This window comes from Drouetiella sp. (assembly GCF_059504425.1).
This window is the reverse complement of record NZ_JCACIN010000065.1, coordinates 17705-39199: the sequence shown is the minus strand read 5'-3', so window position 1 is coordinate 39199 and position 21495 is coordinate 17705. Positions and strand designations below refer to the sequence as shown.

The following is a 21495-nucleotide window of genomic DNA, read 5'->3' as shown; positions in this document are numbered from 1 at the left end:
AACGCTTCTCTGACTCCTATAATAACGTCCTAACCCGCTCTCGTAGTACCATATCTGGATGCAGCATAAATTGGCCAAGGAAATTGGAAAACCTCGTCCCAAAGCTGCTTTTATTTCCCAACAACTCTAGTAAAGGAGCAACCGTCTACACCGATGAGCATAGCATCTACAATTCGCTGAAGGCATGGGGCTATGAGCATGAAACCGTTTGTCATGGCTCTGGAGAATAGGCTCGTGACGACGACCAAGACGGATTTTGTGAGGTACATATCAACACTATGGAAGGATTTTGGTCACTGTTGCGTTCCTGGCTGCGTCCTCATCGGGGCATCTCGCAGGAGAAATTGCCGCTCTACCTGGGCTTTTTTGAGTTTGTCCACAATGCTAGAAAACGGGGAAAAGCGTTGCTGGGAGTGCTGTTAGAAACTTTACTGCCGATCTCCCCGAAACAGCTATAGAGCCATTACGGTTTCTCTTGGTATCAAAGATATTATCCTCACAGTTCTAGAGCGATCGCGAAGAAACGATGAAGTTCTTTTAAGCGAAGATCTGAGAGAAGTTTATGTAGCTAAAATTAATAGAACTCATAAATTATATACGTATTTACACGTAGATAATTTATGAGGCTTTGGCTCACATTCCTGATGCTCTCAGCTCAGGGTATTTATTGCGAGTGTCATCATGATTGGGGATAAGCCAAAAATTCAGCATCCGTTGCAGCCTTTAGCGGCACCCGATCGGCTACAGGTAAATCGGGTGCAAAAGAATCAGCTGAAAATCGGTGTACAAAAAGCACAGGAAGCTATTTATCAACTTTTACTAGAAGTTGTCAGAACTTATTCACCTGAAGATATCCTAACGGAGTTCAGAGGGCTATTTATTCACCACACAGATACAACTAGCTTGGGTGCGCTTCCCTACTTATTTGAGATTGCTTTTTCTAATCAAGAATCAGAGTTTAGAAACACATTAAAGCGATCGTGCTATATTCTCATCAACAATTGGGAGATTAAGCGCAACTATAAATCTATCCGTGAATTAATTCATTTATTCTCAGACACAATCTTATATAAACCTACTATTTCTCCAACCTTAAAACGGCTCAGAGAATGGCTGCGTAACTTCGTCAACAGCCCGGATTTTCAAGAGCTAAAACTATTTGCGGCACGCTATGAAGATTATGAAAAACGGCATTGGGCAGAACGCTATGCATCCTATTTATTAGTTACTCAATATACCAACTTAGATAACCCCATTGAGCAACGGCAAGCTGCTCACCATCTCTCTAGAAAACTGAAGGAAAAATTTAAGTTTGATCTGGCAATGTACACAGCCTTGTCGCAGTGTGGCTCAGGAGTTTCTAGAGGAGGGCGATCGCTCAAAAATCCAACGGGCTTGGGCGATGAAGCTCTGCGCCTGATTAAGCGAGTCATTGCCAGACGAGGATTTTTTAGTTATCCCAATCTTGCCAATATTTTTCTAGATCAAAGCAGTAACCTACCGTATTTTGCGTTTAAACAAAGTCTATTGGAATACCTGCTGTTTTCTGTAGAAAATCAGGAGATTACCGGATTGCTCAGGAAGCATCTCTCCGAGACGCTGCGAAATCTCTACACTGACCATAACGAGAATATTGCAGACAGGGCGCTGCTGCTGAGAACTGCTAATCGCTTGATCGATTCTCTCACCCTTGAAACCTCTGAGTCTCCTTCCCCACTGTTTGGAAAACTACTCTCGTTAGGTAGTCCGATCGCTCTCGTAATGATTCTGCTAAAGCTGATCCTAATTTGTCCTTACGCTCGAACGCACCTGGAAATACGGATTGCTGATTTAATTCGCTACTACGAAAAATATTCTGAGGAAGACTGTCAGTGGGTCATTCACTTTTTTGAGGTCTTCAATGTCACCCTGACTATCTTCACAGAGAACGTTGAATATAACTTGGTAATGATGAATGCTGCTACCCCTGAATCTTCCAGAGCAGGTGCGGAAACTTATCGAATCTTTTCGCAAGCTCGCCAGAAAACTTAATTTTTTGTTTAGTCCTTAAGAGGTAAAGATTTTTAGTGGCGTGGGCAAAGCCCACGCCACTAAAAATCTTTACCTCAATACCTTTGCCATTTTTTGATTCACATCCTGACCTTTGAAGTGCAGGATGCGAATCTTACAAACTGCCGAGCTAAAGGAACTTATTGAACTGGAGAGACTTCGGGCAAACAGACCTTCGTGCCACCCAACCCACAATAGCCATTTGGATTTTTCGCCAAATACTGCTGATGGTACGCCTCAGCATAGTAGAACTCAGGAGCATCCAGAATTTCAGTCGTAATCTTGCCATAGCCTGCTGCAGAGAGAGCCTGCTGATAGGCTTCGCGGGAGGCTTCAGCGATCGCTTTCTGCGCCTCTGAATAGGCATAGATCCCCGATCGATACTGGGTTCCCGCATCGTTGCCCTGCCGCATTCCTTGGGTAGGATCGTGGCTTTCCCAGAATACCTTTAGCAGAGCTTCGTAGCTGACGACCTTGGGATCGAATACCACCAGCACAACTTCATTATGACCCGTCATCCCGCTACAAACTTCCTGATAGGTCGGGTTAGGGGTAATTCCTGCCGCGTAGCCTACCGCAGTGGTGAAGACTCCGGGCTGCTGCCAAAATTTCCGCTCTGCGCCCCAAAAGCAGCCCAGACCGACAACAACCTGCTCCATACCTGCGGGAAAAGGAGGTTTGAGCGGATTGCCGTTGACAAAATGTTTAGCGGGAACAGCGATCGCCTCTGTTCTACCCGGTAGCGCTTTGTCCGGCGTGGGCATCGAAGACTTCTTGCCAAGACCAAATATCGCCATGTTGTGACCCTACTTTCAGCTTATTTTCTTCATGATAACGTAGGGTCACAACGGAGTATGAGAGCAGGCTGAGCTTAACTTAAGAAAGTCGCTTGTCAAGTTTAAGGCAATAGTATTTTCCCAATGATTTTTAGGGGGTGCGGACTTTGCCCACACCCCCTAAAATCACTATCTTTTGAAAACTAATGGATTTAGGCGTAAGTGTCTAAGATTTTAGCTAAGCCTGGAACGGCTTCTTCTACATCACTTTTGACTGATTTACGGAACTTGCCATAGGAAGAGCGGATGATGCCATTCTTTGACTTTTCAATCTTGGTATCTGTGATGCTGAGCAGCATATCGGCTGTGCGGGAGCGATTTTGCGTTAAGTGTTGCACAGGATCGCCTGACTGAATGCCTTCATCCCACATAGGGTCAAGCGCAGTTAAGGCTTCTGGCAAAAGCCTTTGAATCGCACCTGAAACGTAGCTAGGTTCAATGCCTTTGACAACGCCATAGGCCGCCTTTAGCGCCAGTCCAGAAATTCCGCCTTTCGCAGCAACCTGCTCGTCGATCAATTTGGCACAGTCTTTTGCCAAGCTGACTTGGGTTGCTTCATCACGAGCTTTATCACGGAGTGCCATACTAATTCTTCTCAAGATTGACTTGTGGTAATTCCTGATTATTAGCAAGCTTCGCTGATATTCAAGTCTTTGACTCTATTTTTCGACATTACTTAACAAGAGTATAAATTTTTCTTTATGGTCTACAGTTTCTGAGTTTGTCTGAGTACACTACACCCCACTTCTCAATCTGTACAAATTCAGACAGGATTTTAATGAGGTTTAGCTAGATAATAAGACCTCCGGTTTGGTGCCAGCGAGATACAGTCGCTACCCAGTTCCAGAGTTATGGATTCAAAATTACAGTTTATCCCCTCAAAGGCTGCGTCCGCAGGAAGGAATACTTCGTATGAAAGCACAAGATTTGAAAGGAAAAACGATTGCCTTCGCGGGTTCAGGCGGCTTAGACAGCTGCACGATTACCCGGTGGCTTGCCGATCAGGGTGTTCAGGTGGTGTGCTTTACCGCCGACTTGGGGCAGCCTGACGAAGATGATACTGAGGCAATACGTCAGCGAATGCTGCAAGCTGGAGCGATCGATTTTGTGCTGCTGCCCTGCAAAGAGGCGATCGCGGCGATCGGGTTACAGGTGATTCAAGCCCAAGCCTGCTATGAGGGGCGCTATTGGAATACGACAGGTATTGCCCGATGCGTGCTGACCAAGGCGATGGTTCAGGAGATGCAGAAGCGCGGACTCACCGTTTTTAGCCACGGAGCCACAGGGCGCGGCAATGATCAGGTGCGGTTTCAGCTCATCACCAATATGCTGGCACCTGAGTTTGAGGTGTATGCTCCTTGGCGCGATGAGTCGTTTCTGGCTCGGTTTCCAGGTCGCAGCGAAATGATTGACTTTTGCCAGGAGAAAGGGCTTTCGATCACTGCTTCTAAGGACAAGCCCTATTCTACGGACGCAAACCTGCTGGGGCTAACCCACGAATCGGGGATGCTGGAAGCCCTGACGACCCCGGCGCACTTCGTCAAGCCAATTATGGGCTGCTATCCCCAAGATGCGCCTGATGTAGCCGAAGAATTTACCGTCACCTTTGAGCAGGGTTGCCCGGTGAAGGTCAATGGCAAGCCTGTGAGTTTGCTGGAGGCGCTTGTTGAGGCGAATGCGATCGGCGGTAAACTCGGCATTGGCATTGGAACGCACCTCGTAGAAAACCGTTTTGTCGGCATTAAATCGCGCGGAGTCTATGAGAGTCCGGGGGTAGAGATACTGGGTACTTGCTATGCCTTGCTGCTGCAATTAATTCTCGATCGCCGTGCCCGTGAGTTCTACGACCAGCTTTCGCTGCTAATTGCCAAACAAATCTATCAAGGCTATTGGTACGATCTAGCGACCCAGATGGCGCTGCAAGCCATTGAAAAAACGGCGCGGCTAGCGAGTGGGACGATCAGTGTTTCCCTCTACAAGGGTACAATTTCTTTTGTCTCGGCTGATCACGCTCCTCACTCGCTCTACTCTGAGGAAAATGCCTCTATGGAAGGTGTGGGCGACTATAGCCATGCCGATTCTGAGGGCTTGCTACGGGTATTTGGAGTTAGTGCGCGGGTTTTGGCCACTAGCGGTCAAGTTACAATGGATACCTAGGGCAACGCAAAGGTATGGCAACCGCCAAGGCGGTTAGGGCGGGGACATTTTTGGTGGGGGCGCAAAGCGTCCCCACCAATAGTTCAATAAAAAAGGGGCGCAGTGCGCCCCTTTTTTATTGCTCCTCAAGGTTTTAGAGCTGATCTAGCTGAGTTTTCAAAGCCTCTAGTTCGGCATCTACCGCTGCGTCCTTGGGCGCATTTGCTGGCGCAGCAGTCTGCTGGGCAGGCAGCTGAGCTTGCTGGGTAGAACCAGTCAAGAGCTGAGCCTTCATGGCTTCTAGTTCATCATCTACATTGCTGCCAGATTCTAGCTGCGCAAACTGGCTCTCTAGATCGGCTCCAGCCAGTTCTGCTGCTGCCTCAGAGCGGGCTTCCATTTGCAGAACCTTATCTTCCATGCGCTCGAATGCCGACATGGCGCTGCCAGTCCCCAGGTTGCCCACGGTTTTTTGAAGCTGCTCAGTTGCTTTTGCGGCTTGCGCTCTAGCTTTGAGCATATCTTTCTTCGTTTTCGCTTCAGAAATCTTGCCTTCTAAAGCGATGAGGTTGCGCTTGAGAGTGTCTACGGTGCCGCTCTGCTGATCGAGCTGAGCCTTGAGTGCCCCGGCAGTTTCAGATTGCACCTTTTTGCGATTTAGCGCCTCGCGGGCTAGGGTTTCGTCGCTTTTTTGCAGCGCCAGACGTGCCCGCTGCTCCCAGTTGTTGGCTTCAGACTGTGCCTGGTTGTGCTGCTGCTGCATCCGCTTTTGGCTGGCGATCGCTGTGGCTACAGCCATACGCAACTGCACCAGGTCTTCCTGCATGTCAATGATTGCCTGTTCAAGAATCTTTTCAGGATCTTCAGCAGCGCTAACGGCAGAATTGAGGTTTGCCCGAACCACTCGGCTTACGCGATCAAATAGTCCCATGACTCTGTTTTTCCTTTCGGCGTGTACAAGATAAGTAGCCAGAAACTCGGAGGAATTAACTTTAAGCCTGCTCAGACGAGCTGCAACAGGGATCTCTTGTCAACTTCTTAGCACATCTCTAGCGCCAACTCCAGAAACTAGGAATTAAGTTTACGGCAATGGCTTCAGCTCTGCCTTTATTGTAGTTGGGCTTGACAGGTCTGCGTAATAGGCAGATGAGTCTTCGATCGCCCTAGGTCTTCTAAATACTCACGACCTGAAGACTAGCGATCGGTCTCAATCTGCAAAACCCAATCTCGGATCAGCTGATTCACCTGATCGGGCACTTCGTCATGGGGACAATGTCCGGCTTGCAGGTAATGCTCCGTCAACTGAGGGTAAAACTGCCGAAACACAGCGCCACGCGATCGCGCATTCATCCAGGGATCGCCATCTCCCCACAGCATCAGCAGAGGACAGGTCATCTGTTGCAGCAGCACATCATTTTTTTCGCCGCCTTGAGGAGATTTGAAGACAGACGCAAAAACCGTGGACGCGCCCGGATCGCAGGAGGGGCGATAGATATCCTCCACCAGCTCATCTGTGACAGCACTCTGATCTAGGTAGACGCGTTCCAACGTCTGGCGAATCATAGATTTTTGCCGCACATACTGAAACAGCAGCCAGCTAGGTAAGGGGAAAAGAATCAGCGATCGCACTGCTTCAAACATTGCCTTGCGTAGGGGATTTGGCTCTGGCTCTGGCGCTGAGGGGGTAAACGACCCGGCACAGTTGAGCAAAATTAGACCTGCGGCCGATGAACCCTGCGCCGCTAAGCAAAGCGAGGCGTAGCCGCCTAGAGAGTTTCCGGCAAGTACCGCAGGTCGTCCAATCACTTGAGCAATAAAATCTTGGAGCTGGTCGCGCCACAGATCGCCGCTGTACTGAACATCTGCTTTAGCCGATCGCCCAAAGCCCAACAAATCGATCGCCCACACCTCAAAGTCTTGACTCAATCCGGCAATATTTTTCTTCCAGTGATCGGTCGATGCGCCAAAGCCATGCACCAACAGCAAAGGCGGTCGGTCGGTCTGCCGTCCTGCTTTAACGTAATAGATAGAGTGACCTTGCCACTGCCAGTAGTCTGCTGTCGTCGGGGCGATCGCCGTTTGCATAGCCAATATATCTCTAGCGTGAGGTTACAGCGTGAGGGTATTTGTGAAGTAATGTTGAGTATCCTAGCGCAAAGCGATGAGCGACATGGCTTAATCGGGGATGAGTTTTGGTGAGAGAAGGGCGCAGAGCGCCCTTCTCTCACCAAAACTAAAATCAGCAGCGCCCGGTTAGCCGTTTCTCAATTTCTTATGCTCTCTCAATCTTCTAGGAATTTGCAGCGCCCAACTCGACCCAGCCGATCGAGCCTTTGGTTTGAGCGGATCATGGCGATCGTTGTCCTGCTCAATCTGCTGCTGGTGTTGTTTGACCTCAGCTACATTCCCTGGCGAGATTTCTACTTGCGGCAGCTGCCTCAATTTACAGTTTGGTATGGAGAAAATCTGAAAGGCATTGAACCCCACCGCTCAACTGAAACCTATCTGAGAACGGTGCAAAGACTAGAAAATCAGGTGGCTGCTACGGGGCTACAATCTTCCGAGAGCGAGGTGCTGCTAACGAGCCTGCGATCGCTCAGCGCCGAAATGGTGGACGAAAATCCGTTTGAGGGATCTGGAAAGTCGGGCACGCTGGAGCGAATTAAGCGCCGGATGCGCGATCAAGTCAATATCGATTCTTCTAAACAAGCCTTTGCCGTCTTTTGGAGTCCAGAATATCTGAGGCAGACAGGCTGGAACGAGGCGATCGCCTTCTTTGACAGCCGCATTTCCCCCTTGATAGCCACCAACTACTATCGCGGCATTGACGAGACGGGGGAGCCGATCGATCGCTTTTGGCTGATTGACATTGGATTTATCGCTCTGTTCGCCTTAGAGCTTTTGGCAAGAACCTTCTACCTCAGCCGTCGTAGAAGAATTAGAGGGAGAACAACCTGGCTTGATGCACTGGTGTGGCGCTGGTATGACCTGCTGCTGCTGCTGCCGTTTTGGCGGTGGCTGCGCATCATTCCTGTGATCACTCGATTTCATCAAGCAAGGCTGATCAACTTAAATTCGCTCAATACCAGCGTGAGTCATGGGTTCGTCTCTGCCTTTGCCACAGAGATTACCGAAGCCGTGGTGCTGCAAGTCATGGATCAGGTGCAAGAGCTGCTGCGGCAGGGTGCGATCGCGCGTTGGCTGATCAATCCGCAGGGCGGCAGGAAATACATTGATCTCAACGGCATTAATGAAGGGGAGGCGATCGCCAAGCATTTGACCACCTTGATGGTCGATCAGGTGTTGCCGCAAGTCAAACCTGACCTGGATGCAATGATGCAGCATATCCTGACCCGCATTCTCAACACCTCGCCCCTCTACGCCGGACTGCAACACTTTCCTGGAGCCAGTCAAATCTCTAGCCGCATCACCCAACAGATCGTCACTGATGCCACCCAAAATACTCAGCAGGCGCTCAAGTCTGCCTTGGAGGACGAGGTGGGCGCAAAGCTGTTTGCTCGGCTGATAACTCACTTGGGCACAGCATTCCAAACCGAGATCCAGAAGAACAGGGCGATCGATGAAATTCAGACTTTGGCGATCGCCCTGCTAGAAGAAGTCAAAATCAATTACGTCAAGCAAAGCGAACAGCTTGAGTAGGCTCGGCGATTTCGGTTCTAGAACGCTCTTGATGCAATTGACGCTCTAAGTTAAGCCGTTCAAAATCAGCTCCCCTGAACCTGCGATCACTTCACCGATCGCTCCAGCCGCCAAATTCTGGGACTCAAAGAAAGCGATCGTTGGGTCAATTTGATCCGGCGGCACAATCAGGACAAAGCCTACGCCCATATTGAACGTGTTGAACATCTCCAAGGGGCTGACGTTCCCCTGCTCTGCCAGCCATGTAAAAATCGGCGGCGTTGTCCAGCAGCGCACGTCTATCTGGATAGATTGATCCATACCGAGACATCGGGGCAGATTTTCGGGTAAGCCGCCACCCGTGATGTGCGCCATACCGTGAATCTCTAACCCTGCCTGACGAGCCGCCAAAACGGGCTTGACGTAAATTTGCGTTGGGGTAAGCAAGGTTTCCCCTAGAGACCTGCCGCCGAGCTGAGGAGGACAATCGCTTAACTCGCTGCCCGACATTTCCACAATTTTGCGCACCAAGCTGTAGCCGTTGCTGTGGATGCCCTGACTGGCAAGGGCGATCGCCACATCGCCGACCTGCACCCGCGTGCCGTCTATAATCTGGCTTTTCTCAACGATGCCGACACAGAAGCCCGCCAGATCATACTCTCCCGGCTGATAAAATCCTGGCATTTCTGCCGTTTCGCCGCCCAGCAAAGAACAGCCCGACAGCCGACAGCCCTCAGCAATGCCCGTGACCACCTGCGCCAGCTGGTCGGCATTCAGCTTGCCCGTCGCCAAGTAATCTAGGAAAAACAGCGGCTCAGCTCCAGAGGTGAGTACGTCGTTGACGCACATGGCGACCAGATCGATGCCGACTGTGTCATGGCGATCGCACTGCTGAGCCAGCATTAGCTTTGTGCCTACGCCATCGGTTCCTGACACCAACACAGGCTCGTGGTAGCCGCTAGGCAACTGAAATAAACCGCTAAAGCCTCCCAATTTGCCCAAAACTTCGGGGCGATGGGTGCTTTCGACCGCATCTCGAATTTTTCGGACGAAGGCGCGCCCTGCTTCCACATCTACGCCAGCTTGCTTGTAATCCATAGGTCTATCTCTATCTATCGGACGTATTATGAATGAAAATAGTGAATTAAAACGATGATCAAGCGTTTTGACGTGTATTTGGTCAATCTTGATCCGACTGTGGGTAACGAAATCCAGAAAACCCGTCCCTGTTTGGTCATTTCGCCCGACGAAATGAATCGCTTCATCTCCACCGTGATTGTCGCACCCATGACCACCGCAGGACGAGATTACCCCACTCGCGTCACCTGTCGCTTTCAGGGAAAAGAGGGGCAGGTTGTGTTAGACCAAATCCGCACCGTAGACAAAACTCGCCTCGTCAAGCGTTTAGGGCATATTAGCTCAGCTACTCAAAAGAAAGTGCTGGCGATTCTAGCAGAGTTGTTTGCAGAGTAGCGCGATCGCCTCAACCTCCAAACTGCCAATACCTGCGCTTCCAGAGCCATTTAAGCCCGTTTAAACTTTCAAGGCGGTATTAGTTCTCAATAGCGTCAGTAAATCGCAAAGTCTTCCTATTTTTCCTAAAAGCTGGATTTCCAAGGCTCGGAGCACCTTGGAAATCCAGCTTTTAGGGTTTTGTGGCGCGCGCCTCAAAACCCTAATTTACGATCTACTGAACGTGATTAACCAGGGTTATCTAGGGACGGTACTTCTTTCACAAGCCAGCCCTGAGCTTCTAGGCTGGCAATTTCTTGTGCCCGCTCATCGGCAAACTGATTGACGGCTTGTAGCTCGATCGGGAACCGCTGTAGCAGTTCGGCAGCAGACACATGGTAGGAAAATGTTATCTTTCCTAGCGGCAGCAGAGACTTAATGGCGGCTATTCCATTGTGAGTCAGGCTGACCTGATACAAAGGCGGTAGCTGTGAAAAATCTTTGCGTGCCAGCGTTTTGCCATGAGAATCTAGCAAAAATGCAGACAAATTGGTGAGCTGTGCCGTTTTGTCCTGCTGACTTTCGATCGTCACAATCAAATTTGGCTCCTGAGCATGGGTAATGGCGGCATCATAAGATAGTGTTAAATGAATATCATTGCCGCCCTCTTGCTGCGAGACTAAGTTGCCGTCAGCATCATGCTCTCGGCTGTATCCTTCGCCTTGCCATACCCCCTGCCAAACATAGCGCTGAGGCGCGATCGGATTTGCCAACACATCTGCTAGATCGATCGCGGTGACGTAGGGCGATCGCGTCCCATCTAACGAGTCAGGCAGAATCAACTCATCAGACTCTTCAGAGCGGGGGCGATCGATCGATTTTTGAGTTGCGATCGTCTGAGTTGCGATCGTCTGAGTTGCAACATAAGCCGTCACACCTTCTGAAACCTGAACCGCTTTCCAGCCTGCCGGAGCAGCAATTTTGGTAGTGGAAATCTTATTAGCAGACTGGTTAGCAGCAGGCTGATTAGCAGCAGATCGAATATTCTGAGACAAGACTGGAATCTCGTTAAAAACTTGTTCTAAATGAGATGAATGCTGAGAGGATGACGAGTTAGACTGCTTCGTCAAATATGAGTCTTTTATTTTAGCCATGTTGTACTGGTCGATCGTGATTAGAGAGGCGATCGCGCTCATAATTCCAACACAAAGTAGCCAACTCTCTAGAGAAAGCGGTTTAAAGTATTTGACAGGCAGCATAGCTAAAAAATCCTGAGCAATGATGAATTAAAGTTGAAACAGGCTTTGATGTAGAGTTTCGATTTGAGAAATTGGTAAGGGAATCTAGAACCAGCCAAAATAAGCCGGAAATCGATGAAAGCGATCGAATATTTGCAGCAGATTTTGTGGCGAATGTCGTGAGCAAAGTGGGCTAGAGCTTTGATGACTTCATTCGCTATATCTGTTAGCTAGCTTCAGCAGATCGCAAAGCTTACACTCGATTTCCCAACCCTTAAAAGGGGGGGCAGAACTCAAAGTCCCTCTTTGTTAAGGAGGATCAAACACTCTCAAGAATTTTCACTTTTTGAGTCTATTGTGATTAAGAAACAGGCTTAAACCTGACCAGATTAATGAGGTCTTAAACATAAGGTAATAGATGCCAAAGAAGTTTCAAATACCACGAGCGGGTACTCTTGTTTAGGCAGTACTTGTTTAGGCAGCACTGGAAAGCTAAAACGCTCCCTGTCTATTTAGACAGGTCAAGCAAATTGGGCGAACCCACTCATCGATCGCCCTAAAGCTTCGCCTGTCTTTAAGATTAGACTTCTCAGTTTTGTGTCTGGAGATACGATCGCGCTGATGCTCAAATTCTATGGTGCAGGGGTTAGAGCCTTACATCGTATGCACTTTACGTCGTATGCACTTTACGCCGCAATCATACGTCGCAGTCACTTTACGTCATAGCTGCTTTGAGTTATGGTGTCTGCGGCGATCGCAACATTTTCTTTCTGCACCATCCAAACGAAAGGTTAGCCCATGAATATGCATTATTCCGTCGCGGTTGTAGGAGGAGGTCAAGCGGGTCTATCCATGAGCTATTGCTTGAAAGAGCGAGGTCTAGACCACATTATTTTTGAAAAAAACAAGATTGGATATGCCTGGAGTTCCAAGCGTTGGGACACTTTTTGTCTCGTCACGCCGAACTGGCAATGTCGGCTACCGGGGTATCACTACTCTGGCGCCGATCCCAATGGCTTTATGCAGAGAGATGAAATTGTTCAATACATCGAAGCCTACGCCGCATCCTTTGACCCGCCCTTGAAAGAAGGCGTTGAAGTTCTGAAAGTTCGCAAAAACGAGGCTGAGGGAGTTTTTGAAATTGCGACTTCGATTGGCGACTTCACCGCCGATCAGGTTGTGATTGCAGTCGGGGGCTACCATACTCCGAAGCTTCCAACCTTAGCGGCACGATTTCCTGAAGCGATCGTGCAACTTCACTCTTCCGAATATAAAAATCCGCAGTCGCTTCCCGACAAAGCCGTTCTCGTGGTGGGCACAGGACAGTCAGGCTGCCAAATTGCTGAAGATCTACACCTTGCCGGAAAGCAGGTTCATCTCTGCGTCGGTGGTGCACCGCGATCGCCCCGTCGATATCGCGGCAAAGATGTGGTGGACTGGCTCGATCAAATGGGCTACTATGACCTGTCGATCGATGACCATCCTCAAAAGGAGAAGGCACGCAGCAACACCAATCACTACGTTACCGGACGAGGCGGCGGACGCGAGATCGACCTGCGGCAGTTTGCTCTGGAAGGAATGCAGCTTTACGGCAAGCTGAAGCAGGTCAGCGGCAGCCAGCTGGAGTTTTCACCAAACCTGAAGCAAAACCTAGATCAGGCGGATGCAGTTGCCGAAAACATTAAGAAGAGCATTGACGGCTTCATTGAAAAGAACCAAATTCAGGCACCTACGGAATCTCCTTATCAGCCCGTTTGGCAGCCTGAAACAGAGCCGCTGACGCTGGATTATGAGCAAGCAAATATTGGAGCCATCATCTGGAGCACAGGCTACCAATCCGACTTTAGCTGGGTCGAGGTGCCCGTGTTTGACGGCAGAGGCTACCCCGGTCACGATCGCGGGGTTACTGGCGTACGCGGACTTTACTTTCTAGGTCTTCCCTGGCTCTATACTTGGGGTTCAGGGCGATTCTCAGGCGTGGCGAGAGATGCGACTTACCTAGCCGACACGATCGCCGCCAAAAGAAAAGTTGCCTACACCAACTCCTGGAACGTCGTCAATGAGTTTTTGCTGGGGTCATAGTTATTAACCCGGTAATTAAAGATTTTTGTTGTGAGGCGAGCGAAGCTCGCCTCACAACAAAAATCTTCCAATAATGCACTCTCAATTATTGCCAAGTTAATGAGGTGTAGCGTTGGGGGGAGTCGGTGGGCACCAAAACAAATTTTTGCTAGACACCCCCAGCGAGTCCAGAATTCCCCGCATTACTTCGGTGCAGTACAGCCAATGCCCCAGATCTTCATACATGCGATCGGGGTTGAACTCGAAATCATAGTGCAGCACGTGAGCCAGATCGGAAAACTCATCAGAAGATTGGGGAGAGAGCAGCAGCAAGCGAAACGGTTTTCCCTGACAGTGTTTTTCTAGCTTGTAGGCGAGATCTATGACGCCTCCCCGATCGGCAATGCCCGTGCGAACGAACAGAGCCTGGTCACAGTTTTGTAGGGTGTACCAGAATCGCTCAGCCCGTGCCGAATAGCGAACGCGCATCCGCTCATGAACGGCAGACATATCTTCCTGCGGGTGATCAGTGTCCTCGACCTCATGGGCAAAAGATAACCCTGTCCATCTGCTGTGATAGACTCTGCCTGCGTCCGGACTGTAGTGCAAGAAGGCGGGATTCCACATGTCATAAAAACGGCTTTCGATCATGTCGGCAACGTCGGCAATTTGCGTGGTGCGCGTCAGATCAAATGGAAAAGCAGGGCCGTCATACTCCATCTTGTACAGCATCATCCGCACCGCACAGCGATCGCCCAGGGGAATGATAGCCACACGGCTAATGTCCGATAGGCTGCATTTGTATTGAAACAGCATTGCGGACTTCGGTGAGACTTTCACCCGACTCTCCAATCCATGACGACCAATCATCAGCGTCCGAAAGGGGGCATCTGGATACAGCGGGTCGGTGTATACTCCGGCTGGCAAGGCTTTTAAGGCGCTCCGCACCTCTCGCCACATGGGATGGACATTGAACTCCTGGTCTGATTCGTTAACCATCCAGAGATGATGTTCGTCTGCTCTTAAGATCCCTAGATTTCCGTCATAGAACAGCAAATCTGAGTTGTGGGGTGAAAAGAGATCGAACGCAGAGGTATATTTCAGATCGCTACCGGGAGGAATCGTGAGAGTCGTTTCGATCGTGCCATCTTCCTGCACGGCAAAGAAGGGAAGCGTCTCTGGCTGAGCCTGTCTTGCGCCCTGCTTTGCGCCCTGCTCTGCAATGTAGAGTCCCGGACTCAACCGAGCCTGACGTAGCGCTTCTTGAAGTTCCTGCCAGTAGGGAGCAATGCTGTAGCTGTAGGGCGATGCATTCGTAATCCGTAGCTGCTTCTCCTTGATCCAGGCAGAAATCTGAAAACCTGCCGAATCTTGGTAAATAGCAGTTTCAGGCTGCTGCCAGCGCTGTTTTTCTGCGGCTAATTCTGTTTTGTCGATCTGGAAAAGGCTCAAGTCGATCGCCTGATACATGAGGCGATGCCCTCGGCTATTGGGGTGAGCCGGATCAAACGATAGTCCTTCTCGCCATTGCCCCTGTCCATCATCTAGCGCCGTCAACCAATCCAGGACAGGAACCCCCCAAGTTAGCATCCGGCTATGGGTATCTCGTAACAGCCAATTGTGTTCTGGAGCGTAGTCGCCATGGGGATAGACGCTGCCCAACACTGGACTAGCTCCTAGCTGCCGTGTCATCTTTACTAACTGCTGTAAGCCACTTTCAAACCGTCGCTGCACGGCTCGTCGCTCGTGAGGAGGACAGTAGGCAAAGCCTTCGTTGCCCAGCGATAGGGCAATAATGATGATATCAGGCTGTTCGGGTAGAACGACAGACGGAAACCGCTTGATGGTTCTGCTCACCGTTGCTCCGACCTCAGAGACATTCACGAGTTGGTGCCCATACTTTTCCTGGAGGCTTTGACCCAAACGTTCTACCCAACCTCGTAGCAGCCAAGCTTTGTGACCGACTGCAACAGAACTCCCAATCACAACAATTTTTAGACCTTCAGGTTGTAATTCTGCAAATCTGTCTCCTGCGAACCTGTCGTAGTTTAAGGGCAACCCGCTTACCGCCGCCTCGTCCGCCGCCGCCTCGATATATCCAAACGGGTAAGGCTGCCCATAACCAAAGGAGCCATCATCTACAACAACAGTCTTGGATTGAAGGTCAGAGTCGATCGGCACCCAGCGGTTTGCCCCCAGCGATTCCCACTGCGCTTCGCCATCGACAGACAGACGCACATACCTGTATTCCAATCTCTGACCATCAGGAGATGTCAGAGATTGCTGAAAATCGATCGCTGACTCCATCCACCAAAGCGGGTAAAGATCCGCACTGGTGTAGAGTCGAATAGATTTCGCTAAGTCCCACTGACCTAGTTCAGACGTAGAGCCAACCAGAGCAATGGATTCACCCATCTGCGTTTCCGCCCTAATCTGGAATCGATACATAGGTTTTTCCCTAGCTTAGAAGGACGGGCGCTATTAATTTCAAAAATTCATCCCCAGACTAAGCTGTGCCGAAAAACGATAGAGCTGTTGCCAGTTTGCTCTGGAAATTCATGGTGGGGCGCTTCGCGCCCCACCATGAATTTTCCGTTAACCGCGTTGGCGGTTGCCATACCGGATGAGCTTGACCGTATCACGTAAAGCTCTGGAGATCTGTCTTGGAGATAACCTTGCAATCGGCAGGTTGTGCGATCGTTCCAAAATCGCCCTATTATATCGATGTAGTTTGCATGGAGAGAGCCTGATGGGTTATCGCATGGATCGCCGCGCCTATGCCGACACGTTTGGAGTTACGGTGGGCGATCGCCTCCGCCTCGCCGACACGAACCTGATCATTGAAGTGGAGCAGGACCATACCACTTACGGCGACGAGGTGAAGTTTGGCGGCGGTAAGGTGATTCGGGACGGCATGGGGCAATCGCCGATTACCAACGCCGAGGGCGCAGTCGATGCCGTGATCACCAATGCGCTGATTCTAGACTGGTGGGGCATTGTCAAAGCTGATGTGGGCATCAAGGACGGCAGAATCGCCGCCATTGGCAAAGCGGGCAATCCCTACATTCAGGACAATGTGAATATTATTATCGGACCTGGCACCGAGGCGATCGCCGGAGAAGGGATGATCTTGACGGCGGGCGGCGTGGATACCCATATTCACTTTATCTGTCCGCAGCAAATTGAAGTGGCGATCGCCTCTGGCGTAACGACCCTGATTGGCGGCGGCACAGGTCCTGCGGCTGGTACCTATGCCACCACCTGTACCCCAGGCCCCTGGAACATTTACCGAATGCTGCAAGCTGCCGATGCTTTCCCGATTAACATTGGTTTTTCTGGCAAAGGCAACTCAGCACAGCCGGAAGCGCTGGTGGAACAGGTGGAAGCAGGCGTGATTGGCTTAAAACTCCACGAAGACTGGGGCACTACCCCTGCCAATATTGACACCTGCCTCAGCGTTGCCGATGAATATGATGTGCAGGTTGCCATCCACACCGACACCCTCAACGAAGCCGGATTTGTAGAAAATACGATCGCCGCCTTCAAAAATCGGGTGATTCACACCTACCACACGGAAGGAGCGGGAGGCGGACATGCACCAGATATCATTAAAGTCTGTGGGGAAGTTAACGTCTTGCCTTCTTCCACAAATCCCACCCGCCCTTACACCGTCAACACGCTAGAAGAACACTTGGATATGCTGATGGTTTGCCACCATCTCGATCGCAATATTCCTGAAGATGTTGCCTTTGCCGAATCGCGCATCCGACGAGAAACGATCGCCGCCGAGGACATCCTGCACGATCTGGGAGCCTTCAGCATGATCTCCTCCGATTCGCAAGCCATGGGGCGGATCGGCGAAGTGATCATCCGCACTTGGCAGACCGGACACAAAATGAAAGAGCAGCGGGGGGCGTTGCCTCAAGATAGCGATCGCAACGACAACACCCGCGCCAAGCGATACGTTGCCAAGTACACGATCAACCCTGCGATTACCCACGGCATTGCTAACCATGTTGGCTCGGTGGAGGTGGGCAAACTCGCTGACCTGTGCCTCTGGCGACCTGCCATGTTTGGGGTCAAACCCGAAACGGTGATTAAGGGCGGTCTCATTGCCTGGGCGCAGATGGGAGACGCCAACGCCAGTATCCCCACGCCCCAGCCTGTGCATATGCGACCCATGTTTGGCAGCTATGGTGGGGCAATCCATGCCACCTCACTCACCTTCCTGTCTCAGGCGGCGATCGCCAAAGGCGTTCCTGACCTGCTGAAGCTGAACAAGCGATCGGTGCCCGTTGGCAATATTCGGCAGCTCACGAAGCGCGACATGAAGTTGAACGATGCCATGCCCCAGATGGAAGTTGATCCTGAAACCTATGAAGTTCGTGCGGATGGCGAACTGCTCACCTGTGAACCTGCAACCAGTTTGCCCATGGCACAGCGTTACTTCTTGTTCTAGCCAATTGCTGACCGAGCAATGCTGACCATCATGAAAGTCTGCTATGATTGCAAATGCGATCGGGTGACTAGCGCAATGGTAGCGCATCGGACTCTTAATCCGTTGGTTCTGGGTTCGAGTCCCAGGTCACCCATTCTTTTGAAGTAGGTCTACAGTAAAATCGCCATCGTTGCTTCTGCAATTTGAGCATTCGAGGCAGGCAATAGCTTTGTATTCATCTTAAAGTCCGCCAAACCATTCGTAGCCCAAATCTTCCCAGTAGCCTTTCTTCGGGTAAAGCTGCTTAGTCAACGTAATTTCAGTCACCCATTTGCTCTGCTTGTAGCCGAGTTTAATCGGAGAAGCCAGTCGCAGCGGCGCACCGTTTTCGGGGGATAAAGGCTGACCATTCTTCTGATAGACCATTAGAGTTTGTGGATGCATCGAAGAGACTAAATCCCAGCTCTCATAATAGCCATCTGCCGACTTGAAGTAGACATACTTTGCGCCTTCCTTGGGTCTTGCCAATGCAATTAGATCGCGTAGCGGCACGCCACCCCACTGAACGATCGCTGCCCAGCCCTCGACACAAACATGCCGAATTACCATAGAGGTAGAAGGCATCTTTTGCAGTTCGGCAAGGCTGAGGGTAAAAGAATGATTGACATCGCCGTTGACCGTCAGTAGGTAAGCTTGAGGGTCAATCTTTGGCGTACCTTGAAAAGAGTTGATCAGCAGCGCCTCTGGCTCGATCGCACTTACTGGAAAGTTGGGAATCAGCTTCTGGGGATTGAGCAGCAGTTCCTCAACGCTCTGATTGATAGGCTCAAACGTCTTAAACACAACATCGTCATACAGGGTGGAGGCACAGCCACCCAGCACTAATCCTAGACCTGAAAGACCAGATAGCTGAAGCAGACGACGACGAGACAAAAAGCGATCGGAAACTGAAGGGAGTTCCACAAAATACCTCAATTAAAATACTTCAATCTTATTAAGATTAACAACCGCTCAGCAACTTACCAAAACATTGAATTAACCAGCCGCAAGCCACCGACTCTGAGCGCCATGAAAGAATGGACGATAGAAAACAACATCACCGTAGGAACGCTGATAAAGTGAATGACTCGTAGAGCTTGCCAGCTACCGAACAGATCTACAATCCAGTGAAACTGAGCGGGCTTGTACATACCCAGCCCCGTGAAGATCGCCAGCAGCAAAATGGGAATCACTGCGGTGTATAGCACCCGATGCCAAGCATATGCCTTGCGTTTGGGGTTACTCCCTTTTTGCAGCACCTTCAGATCTGCTTCGCTAGCAAACCGTCGTTTCCAACGTCGAGACACCAAAATATATAAACCGTACCATAGCAAGTTCAGGGCAAAGAACCACATAGCCGCAAAATGCCAATGTCTACCGCCTGCCAGCCAACCGCCTAGCGTCACCAAAGGCGGAAAACGCCAGCCGCCCCGTCCGCCAAACACGGGATTGGCGTTGTAGATTTGCAGACCGCTGGTAATCATCAGCAGCAAGCTAACGATGTTGACCCAGTGAAACACTTTGGAGAGGATAGTCTGATGGGGAACCGGAGGCGATTTCGATCGCTTTGCAGGAGCAGGTGAGGAAGTCATATCAGGATGGGGATGAGTGTGGGAGTTCAGAGGGGGAGAGGGGGAAAAAGAGGCGCTAGCCAAAGCTGAATTTTGATATCCCAGCCGAGGAGAATAGCGATCGCTGTTCCGGCAAGCAGAAATCCGCCAATGCGCTGTAACAGGTTGCTATGGGGGCGTAAGCTCAGCAACCGCCGACTCACATAGCGTCCACCATAGGCGATCGCCAACAGGGGCAATCCTGTCCCTATTCCAAAGAGCAGCAGAAGCACAAATGCCGATCCAACCTGATGTTGCACTGCTGCTAAAACTAGGATACTGCCTAGCACAGGTCCTGCACAGGGTGTCCATAGCAAGCCGAGCTGTGTGCCTAGCCAAAACTCGCCGATTAGCCCTACAGGCTCCTTTGTTCGCTGGGTTATGGGTAGCTTGGGCAGCAGGCTGAAGAGCCGATAGCTTCCCTGCGGGAAAATGGCTAGTAGACCTAGAGTGAGCAACAGCACGATCGCCACATTTCGCAACAGCGTGACGAGTCCGGTCAACCAGCTCGCAGTGATACCCAATAGACTGCCCACAAAGGCGAATCCGCAAATTAGCCCTGCCACCAGCACCACAGGAGCCAGCTTGTGAGATTGAAGCGATCGCCCTACTAAGAGGGGCACGATCGGCAGAACGCAAGGGGATAGCACAGTCAACACACCGCCCAAAAACGCCAGCCCACCAGACAGAGGCGAGAGAGCTAGGGAAGATACAGCAAGAATCATTGCCCAGCTGCCAGTAGCTGTTGGATCAGAGCTTCGGTTTCTGCGTAGGCTCCTTCTCCAATATGGTCATAGCGGAGCTGTCCCTGACGATCGCCCAAAAATAGATGCGGCCAGTATTGATTTTGGTATGCTTTCCAGGTCTTGAAATCGTTATCTACAGCGATCGGGTAAGTGATTTTAGCTTGCTCTAAGGCGTTCTGGATGTTGCCAATATCTCGCTCAAAGGGAAATTCTGGCGTTTGAACGCCCACGATTCTAAGTCCTTGGGAAGCATACTTTTGATGCCATTCCACTAAGTAGGGCAAGGTTCGCTGACAGTTGATACAGGAAAATGTCCAGAACTGTACCATGACCACGTTGCCCTTGAGTCCGGCGATCGTCAGCGGCTCAGAATTTAGCCATTGCTGAATGCCTTGAAACTCAGGCAGAATTCCTCTAGCGGGGGGCAGATTGGCGGCAGACAGTTGAGCCACCTCAGCCGGGGACAGATTGACCGAACTGGTTCGTCCAGATTTAGCTTGTGCCGCATCTGGCTCACGATTAAAGTAGTGAATTCCGGCTGCTGCTGCTGCACCCAATGCCCCAACACCCAAGTATCTCAGAACTTTACGTCGATTGGGAGGATCGGAATTTGCCCAGTCGTCTTTCATAATATTCACCTGAATAAATAGATCGTTAGTAATGAGAAGTAATGAGAAATTAGCCTCTGTTCCCTCCGGGAGCCTAAGTTTTACCTAAGCTCCCACCGTCTGTTTTAAGCAGTATGCGCCTTTGGCTCAAACTTGATTACTTCGCTGGGGTTTGCTGCATTGCGTCGCCTTTATTCATGGCATCGCCTTTATTCATGGCGTCGCCCTTGTTCATGGCATCGCCTTGGTTCATTGCGTCGCCTTTGTTCATAGCGTCGGCCGGACTCTGCATTGCATCAGGAGAAGCGGGTGCAGGCTGAGACGTGGTAGCATCTGTTGAGCAAGCAGACAAACTGACGACAAGCGCCAAACCAGCTACCAAGCCAAGCATTTTCTGATTCATTATTTTTTCTCCAAAATAGTGGGTTAAGCGGCACAATAAGCTGAGTAATCTTGCCGTCAGCACGACATTGCCCAAAAATCTGCTAGTCGTAACCTCAGCGAATCTTAAAGGCATGAGCAGTGCGCGACTCCGACAATTCACAGTATTGGCGGATAACCTGAGAGGCAGCTTAATGACGCATAAGAAAACTCAATCTTGTGCTGTTAATCTCAACTTATTGAATCCTTAACTCATTCGATT

At 50.5% G+C, this 21495-nt stretch carries 19 protein-coding genes, 1 tRNA gene and 1 pseudogene; 8 read left to right on the top strand and 13 right to left on the bottom strand.

Going from position 1 to position 21495, the window contains the following annotated elements; genetic code table 11:
* Window positions 1–134: 134 nt before the first annotated feature.
* Window positions 135–458: pseudogene (locus tag AC5JMP_RS15645) on the top strand (transposase); the annotation flags it as partial.
* Window positions 459–681: 223 nt separating this feature from the next.
* Window positions 682–2031: a Sll1247 family protein gene (locus tag AC5JMP_RS15640; RefSeq protein ID WP_495852412.1), complete on the top strand. Its 1350-nt coding sequence runs from the start codon at window positions 682–684 to the stop codon at window positions 2029–2031.
* Window positions 2032–2189: 158 nt separating this feature from the next.
* Here the strand turns inward: AC5JMP_RS15640 and msrA are convergent, their stop codons facing one another.
* Both msrA and AC5JMP_RS15630 read right to left on the bottom strand, forming a co-directional pair.
* Window positions 2190–2846: a peptide-methionine (S)-S-oxide reductase MsrA gene (gene msrA / locus AC5JMP_RS15635; protein ID WP_495852411.1), complete on the bottom strand. Its 657-nt coding sequence runs from the start codon at window positions 2844–2846 to the stop codon at window positions 2190–2192.
* 191 nt (window positions 2847–3037) lie between these two features.
* Window positions 3038–3469 carry a DUF6918 family protein gene (locus tag AC5JMP_RS15630; protein ID WP_495852410.1) on the bottom strand — a complete coding sequence of 144 codons (432 nt, stop codon included), beginning with the start codon at window positions 3467–3469 and terminating at the stop codon, window positions 3038–3040.
* Window positions 3470–3797: 328 nt separating this feature from the next.
* Here AC5JMP_RS15630 and argG point away from each other — a divergent pair, with 328 nt between their 5' ends.
* Window positions 3798–5042 (top strand): argininosuccinate synthase, encoded by a 1245-nt coding sequence (argG, locus tag AC5JMP_RS15625; protein WP_495852409.1) that lies wholly within the window; start codon window positions 3798–3800, stop codon window positions 5040–5042.
* Window positions 5043–5175: 133 nt separating this feature from the next.
* Here the strand turns inward: argG and AC5JMP_RS15620 are convergent, their stop codons facing one another.
* Window positions 5176–5952, bottom strand: coding sequence for a PspA/IM30 family protein (locus AC5JMP_RS15620; protein WP_495852408.1), 777 nt, complete (start codon window positions 5950–5952; stop codon window positions 5176–5178).
* Between the two features lie 263 nt (window positions 5953–6215).
* Window positions 6216–7106 carry an alpha/beta fold hydrolase gene (locus AC5JMP_RS15615; RefSeq protein WP_495852413.1) on the bottom strand — a complete coding sequence of 297 codons (891 nt, stop codon included), beginning with the start codon at window positions 7104–7106 and terminating at the stop codon, window positions 6216–6218.
* A gap of 189 nt (window positions 7107–7295) precedes the next feature.
* Between AC5JMP_RS15615 and AC5JMP_RS15610 the strand changes: the two genes are divergently transcribed.
* Window positions 7296–8681: a hypothetical protein gene (locus tag AC5JMP_RS15610; RefSeq protein ID WP_495852407.1), complete on the top strand. Its 1386-nt coding sequence runs from the start codon at window positions 7296–7298 to the stop codon at window positions 8679–8681.
* A 45-nt stretch (window positions 8682–8726) separates the two neighbouring features.
* Here AC5JMP_RS15610 and purM read toward each other — a convergent pair whose 3' ends face one another.
* Complete coding sequence (gene purM / locus AC5JMP_RS15605; RefSeq protein WP_495852406.1) at window positions 8727–9758, bottom strand: phosphoribosylformylglycinamidine cyclo-ligase; 1032 nt, start codon at window positions 9756–9758, stop codon at window positions 8727–8729.
* A 54-nt stretch (window positions 9759–9812) separates the two neighbouring features.
* On the opposite strand from purM, the gene AC5JMP_RS15600 reads away from it, so the two are divergent.
* Window positions 9813–10133, top strand: coding sequence for a type II toxin-antitoxin system PemK/MazF family toxin (locus AC5JMP_RS15600; protein ID WP_495852405.1), 321 nt, complete (start codon window positions 9813–9815; stop codon window positions 10131–10133).
* Between the two features lie 227 nt (window positions 10134–10360).
* On the opposite strand, the gene AC5JMP_RS15595 is transcribed toward AC5JMP_RS15600, so the two are convergent.
* Window positions 10361–11371 carry a hypothetical protein gene (locus tag AC5JMP_RS15595; protein WP_495852404.1) on the bottom strand — a complete coding sequence of 337 codons (1011 nt, stop codon included), beginning with the start codon at window positions 11369–11371 and terminating at the stop codon, window positions 10361–10363.
* 777 nt (window positions 11372–12148) lie between these two features.
* On the opposite strand from AC5JMP_RS15595, the gene AC5JMP_RS15590 reads away from it, so the two are divergent.
* Window positions 12149–13432, top strand: coding sequence for an MSMEG_0569 family flavin-dependent oxidoreductase (locus tag AC5JMP_RS15590; RefSeq protein ID WP_495852403.1), 1284 nt, complete (start codon window positions 12149–12151; stop codon window positions 13430–13432).
* 96 nt (window positions 13433–13528) lie between these two features.
* On the opposite strand, the gene AC5JMP_RS15585 is transcribed toward AC5JMP_RS15590, so the two are convergent.
* Together AC5JMP_RS15585 and AC5JMP_RS15580 are read right to left on the bottom strand one after the other, a co-directional pair.
* The gene (locus AC5JMP_RS15585) at window positions 13529–15859 is read right to left on the bottom strand and encodes a DUF1796 family putative cysteine peptidase (protein ID WP_495852402.1); all 2331 of its coding nucleotides are present in this window, start codon (window positions 15857–15859) and stop codon (window positions 13529–13531) included.
* Between the two features lie 47 nt (window positions 15860–15906).
* Window positions 15907–16053: a hypothetical protein gene (locus AC5JMP_RS15580; RefSeq protein ID WP_495852401.1), complete on the bottom strand. Its 147-nt coding sequence runs from the start codon at window positions 16051–16053 to the stop codon at window positions 15907–15909.
* A gap of 107 nt (window positions 16054–16160) precedes the next feature.
* Between AC5JMP_RS15580 and ureC the strand changes: the two genes are divergently transcribed.
* Window positions 16161–17870, top strand: a complete 1710-nt coding sequence (gene ureC / locus AC5JMP_RS15575) for an urease subunit alpha (protein ID WP_495852400.1) — start codon at window positions 16161–16163, stop codon at window positions 17868–17870.
* Between the two features lie 61 nt (window positions 17871–17931).
* Window positions 17932–18003, top strand: a tRNA-Lys gene (locus AC5JMP_RS15570).
* An 86-nt stretch (window positions 18004–18089) separates the two neighbouring features.
* Here AC5JMP_RS15570 and AC5JMP_RS15565 read toward each other — a convergent pair.
* The 5 genes from AC5JMP_RS15565 to AC5JMP_RS15545 form a co-directional block, all read right to left on the bottom strand.
* Window positions 18090–18812: a molybdopterin-dependent oxidoreductase gene (locus tag AC5JMP_RS15565; RefSeq protein WP_495852399.1), complete on the bottom strand. Its 723-nt coding sequence runs from the start codon at window positions 18810–18812 to the stop codon at window positions 18090–18092.
* A 56-nt stretch (window positions 18813–18868) separates the two neighbouring features.
* Entirely contained in the window at window positions 18869–19480 is a 612-nt protein-coding gene (locus AC5JMP_RS15560) for a cytochrome b/b6 domain-containing protein (protein WP_495852398.1), read from the bottom strand.
* A gap of 26 nt (window positions 19481–19506) precedes the next feature.
* Window positions 19507–20223: a cytochrome c biogenesis CcdA family protein gene (locus AC5JMP_RS15555; protein WP_495852397.1), complete on the bottom strand. Its 717-nt coding sequence runs from the start codon at window positions 20221–20223 to the stop codon at window positions 19507–19509.
* A complete protein-coding gene (locus AC5JMP_RS15550; protein WP_495852396.1) occupies window positions 20220–20873 on the bottom strand; it encodes a thioredoxin family protein in 654 nt (217 codons plus the stop codon). The genes AC5JMP_RS15555 and AC5JMP_RS15550 overlap by 4 nt, the downstream gene beginning before the upstream one ends.
* Window positions 20874–21009: 136 nt before the next feature.
* The gene (locus tag AC5JMP_RS15545) at window positions 21010–21255 is read right to left on the bottom strand and encodes a hypothetical protein (RefSeq protein WP_495852395.1); all 246 of its coding nucleotides are present in this window, start codon (window positions 21253–21255) and stop codon (window positions 21010–21012) included.
* Between the last annotated feature and the right edge of the window lie 240 nt (window positions 21256–21495).

Bases quoted from the DNA above. Each gene is read 5' to 3' on its own strand.
- AC5JMP_RS15640 (WP_495852412.1), top strand. From the start codon at position 682: ATGATTGGGGATAAGCCAAAAATTCAGCATCCGTTGCAGCCTTTAGCG.
- msrA (WP_495852411.1), bottom strand. From the start codon at position 2,846: ATGGCGATATTTGGTCTTGGCAAGAAGTCTTCGATGCCCACGCCGGAC.
- AC5JMP_RS15630 (WP_495852410.1), bottom strand. From the start codon at position 3,469: ATGGCACTCCGTGATAAAGCTCGTGATGAAGCAACCCAAGTCAGCTTG.
- argG (WP_495852409.1), top strand. From the start codon at position 3,798: ATGAAAGCACAAGATTTGAAAGGAAAAACGATTGCCTTCGCGGGTTCA.
- AC5JMP_RS15620 (WP_495852408.1), bottom strand. From the start codon at position 5,952: ATGGGACTATTTGATCGCGTAAGCCGAGTGGTTCGGGCAAACCTCAAT.
- AC5JMP_RS15615 (WP_495852413.1), bottom strand. From the start codon at position 7,106: ATGCAAACGGCGATCGCCCCGACGACAGCAGACTACTGGCAGTGGCAA.
- AC5JMP_RS15610 (WP_495852407.1), top strand. From the start codon at position 7,296: ATGCTCTCTCAATCTTCTAGGAATTTGCAGCGCCCAACTCGACCCAGC.
- purM (WP_495852406.1), bottom strand. From the start codon at position 9,758: ATGGATTACAAGCAAGCTGGCGTAGATGTGGAAGCAGGGCGCGCCTTC.
- AC5JMP_RS15600 (WP_495852405.1), top strand. From the start codon at position 9,813: ATGATCAAGCGTTTTGACGTGTATTTGGTCAATCTTGATCCGACTGTG.
- AC5JMP_RS15595 (WP_495852404.1), bottom strand. From the start codon at position 11,371: ATGCTGCCTGTCAAATACTTTAAACCGCTTTCTCTAGAGAGTTGGCTA.
- AC5JMP_RS15590 (WP_495852403.1), top strand. From the start codon at position 12,149: ATGAATATGCATTATTCCGTCGCGGTTGTAGGAGGAGGTCAAGCGGGT.
- AC5JMP_RS15585 (WP_495852402.1), bottom strand. From the start codon at position 15,859: ATGTATCGATTCCAGATTAGGGCGGAAACGCAGATGGGTGAATCCATT.
- ureC (WP_495852400.1), top strand. From the start codon at position 16,161: ATGGGTTATCGCATGGATCGCCGCGCCTATGCCGACACGTTTGGAGTT.
- AC5JMP_RS15560 (WP_495852398.1), bottom strand. From the start codon at position 19,480: ATGACTTCCTCACCTGCTCCTGCAAAGCGATCGAAATCGCCTCCGGTT.
- AC5JMP_RS15555 (WP_495852397.1), bottom strand. From the start codon at position 20,223: ATGATTCTTGCTGTATCTTCCCTAGCTCTCTCGCCTCTGTCTGGTGGG.
- AC5JMP_RS15550 (WP_495852396.1), bottom strand. From the start codon at position 20,873: ATGAAAGACGACTGGGCAAATTCCGATCCTCCCAATCGACGTAAAGTT.
- AC5JMP_RS15545 (WP_495852395.1), bottom strand. From the start codon at position 21,255: ATGAATCAGAAAATGCTTGGCTTGGTAGCTGGTTTGGCGCTTGTCGTC.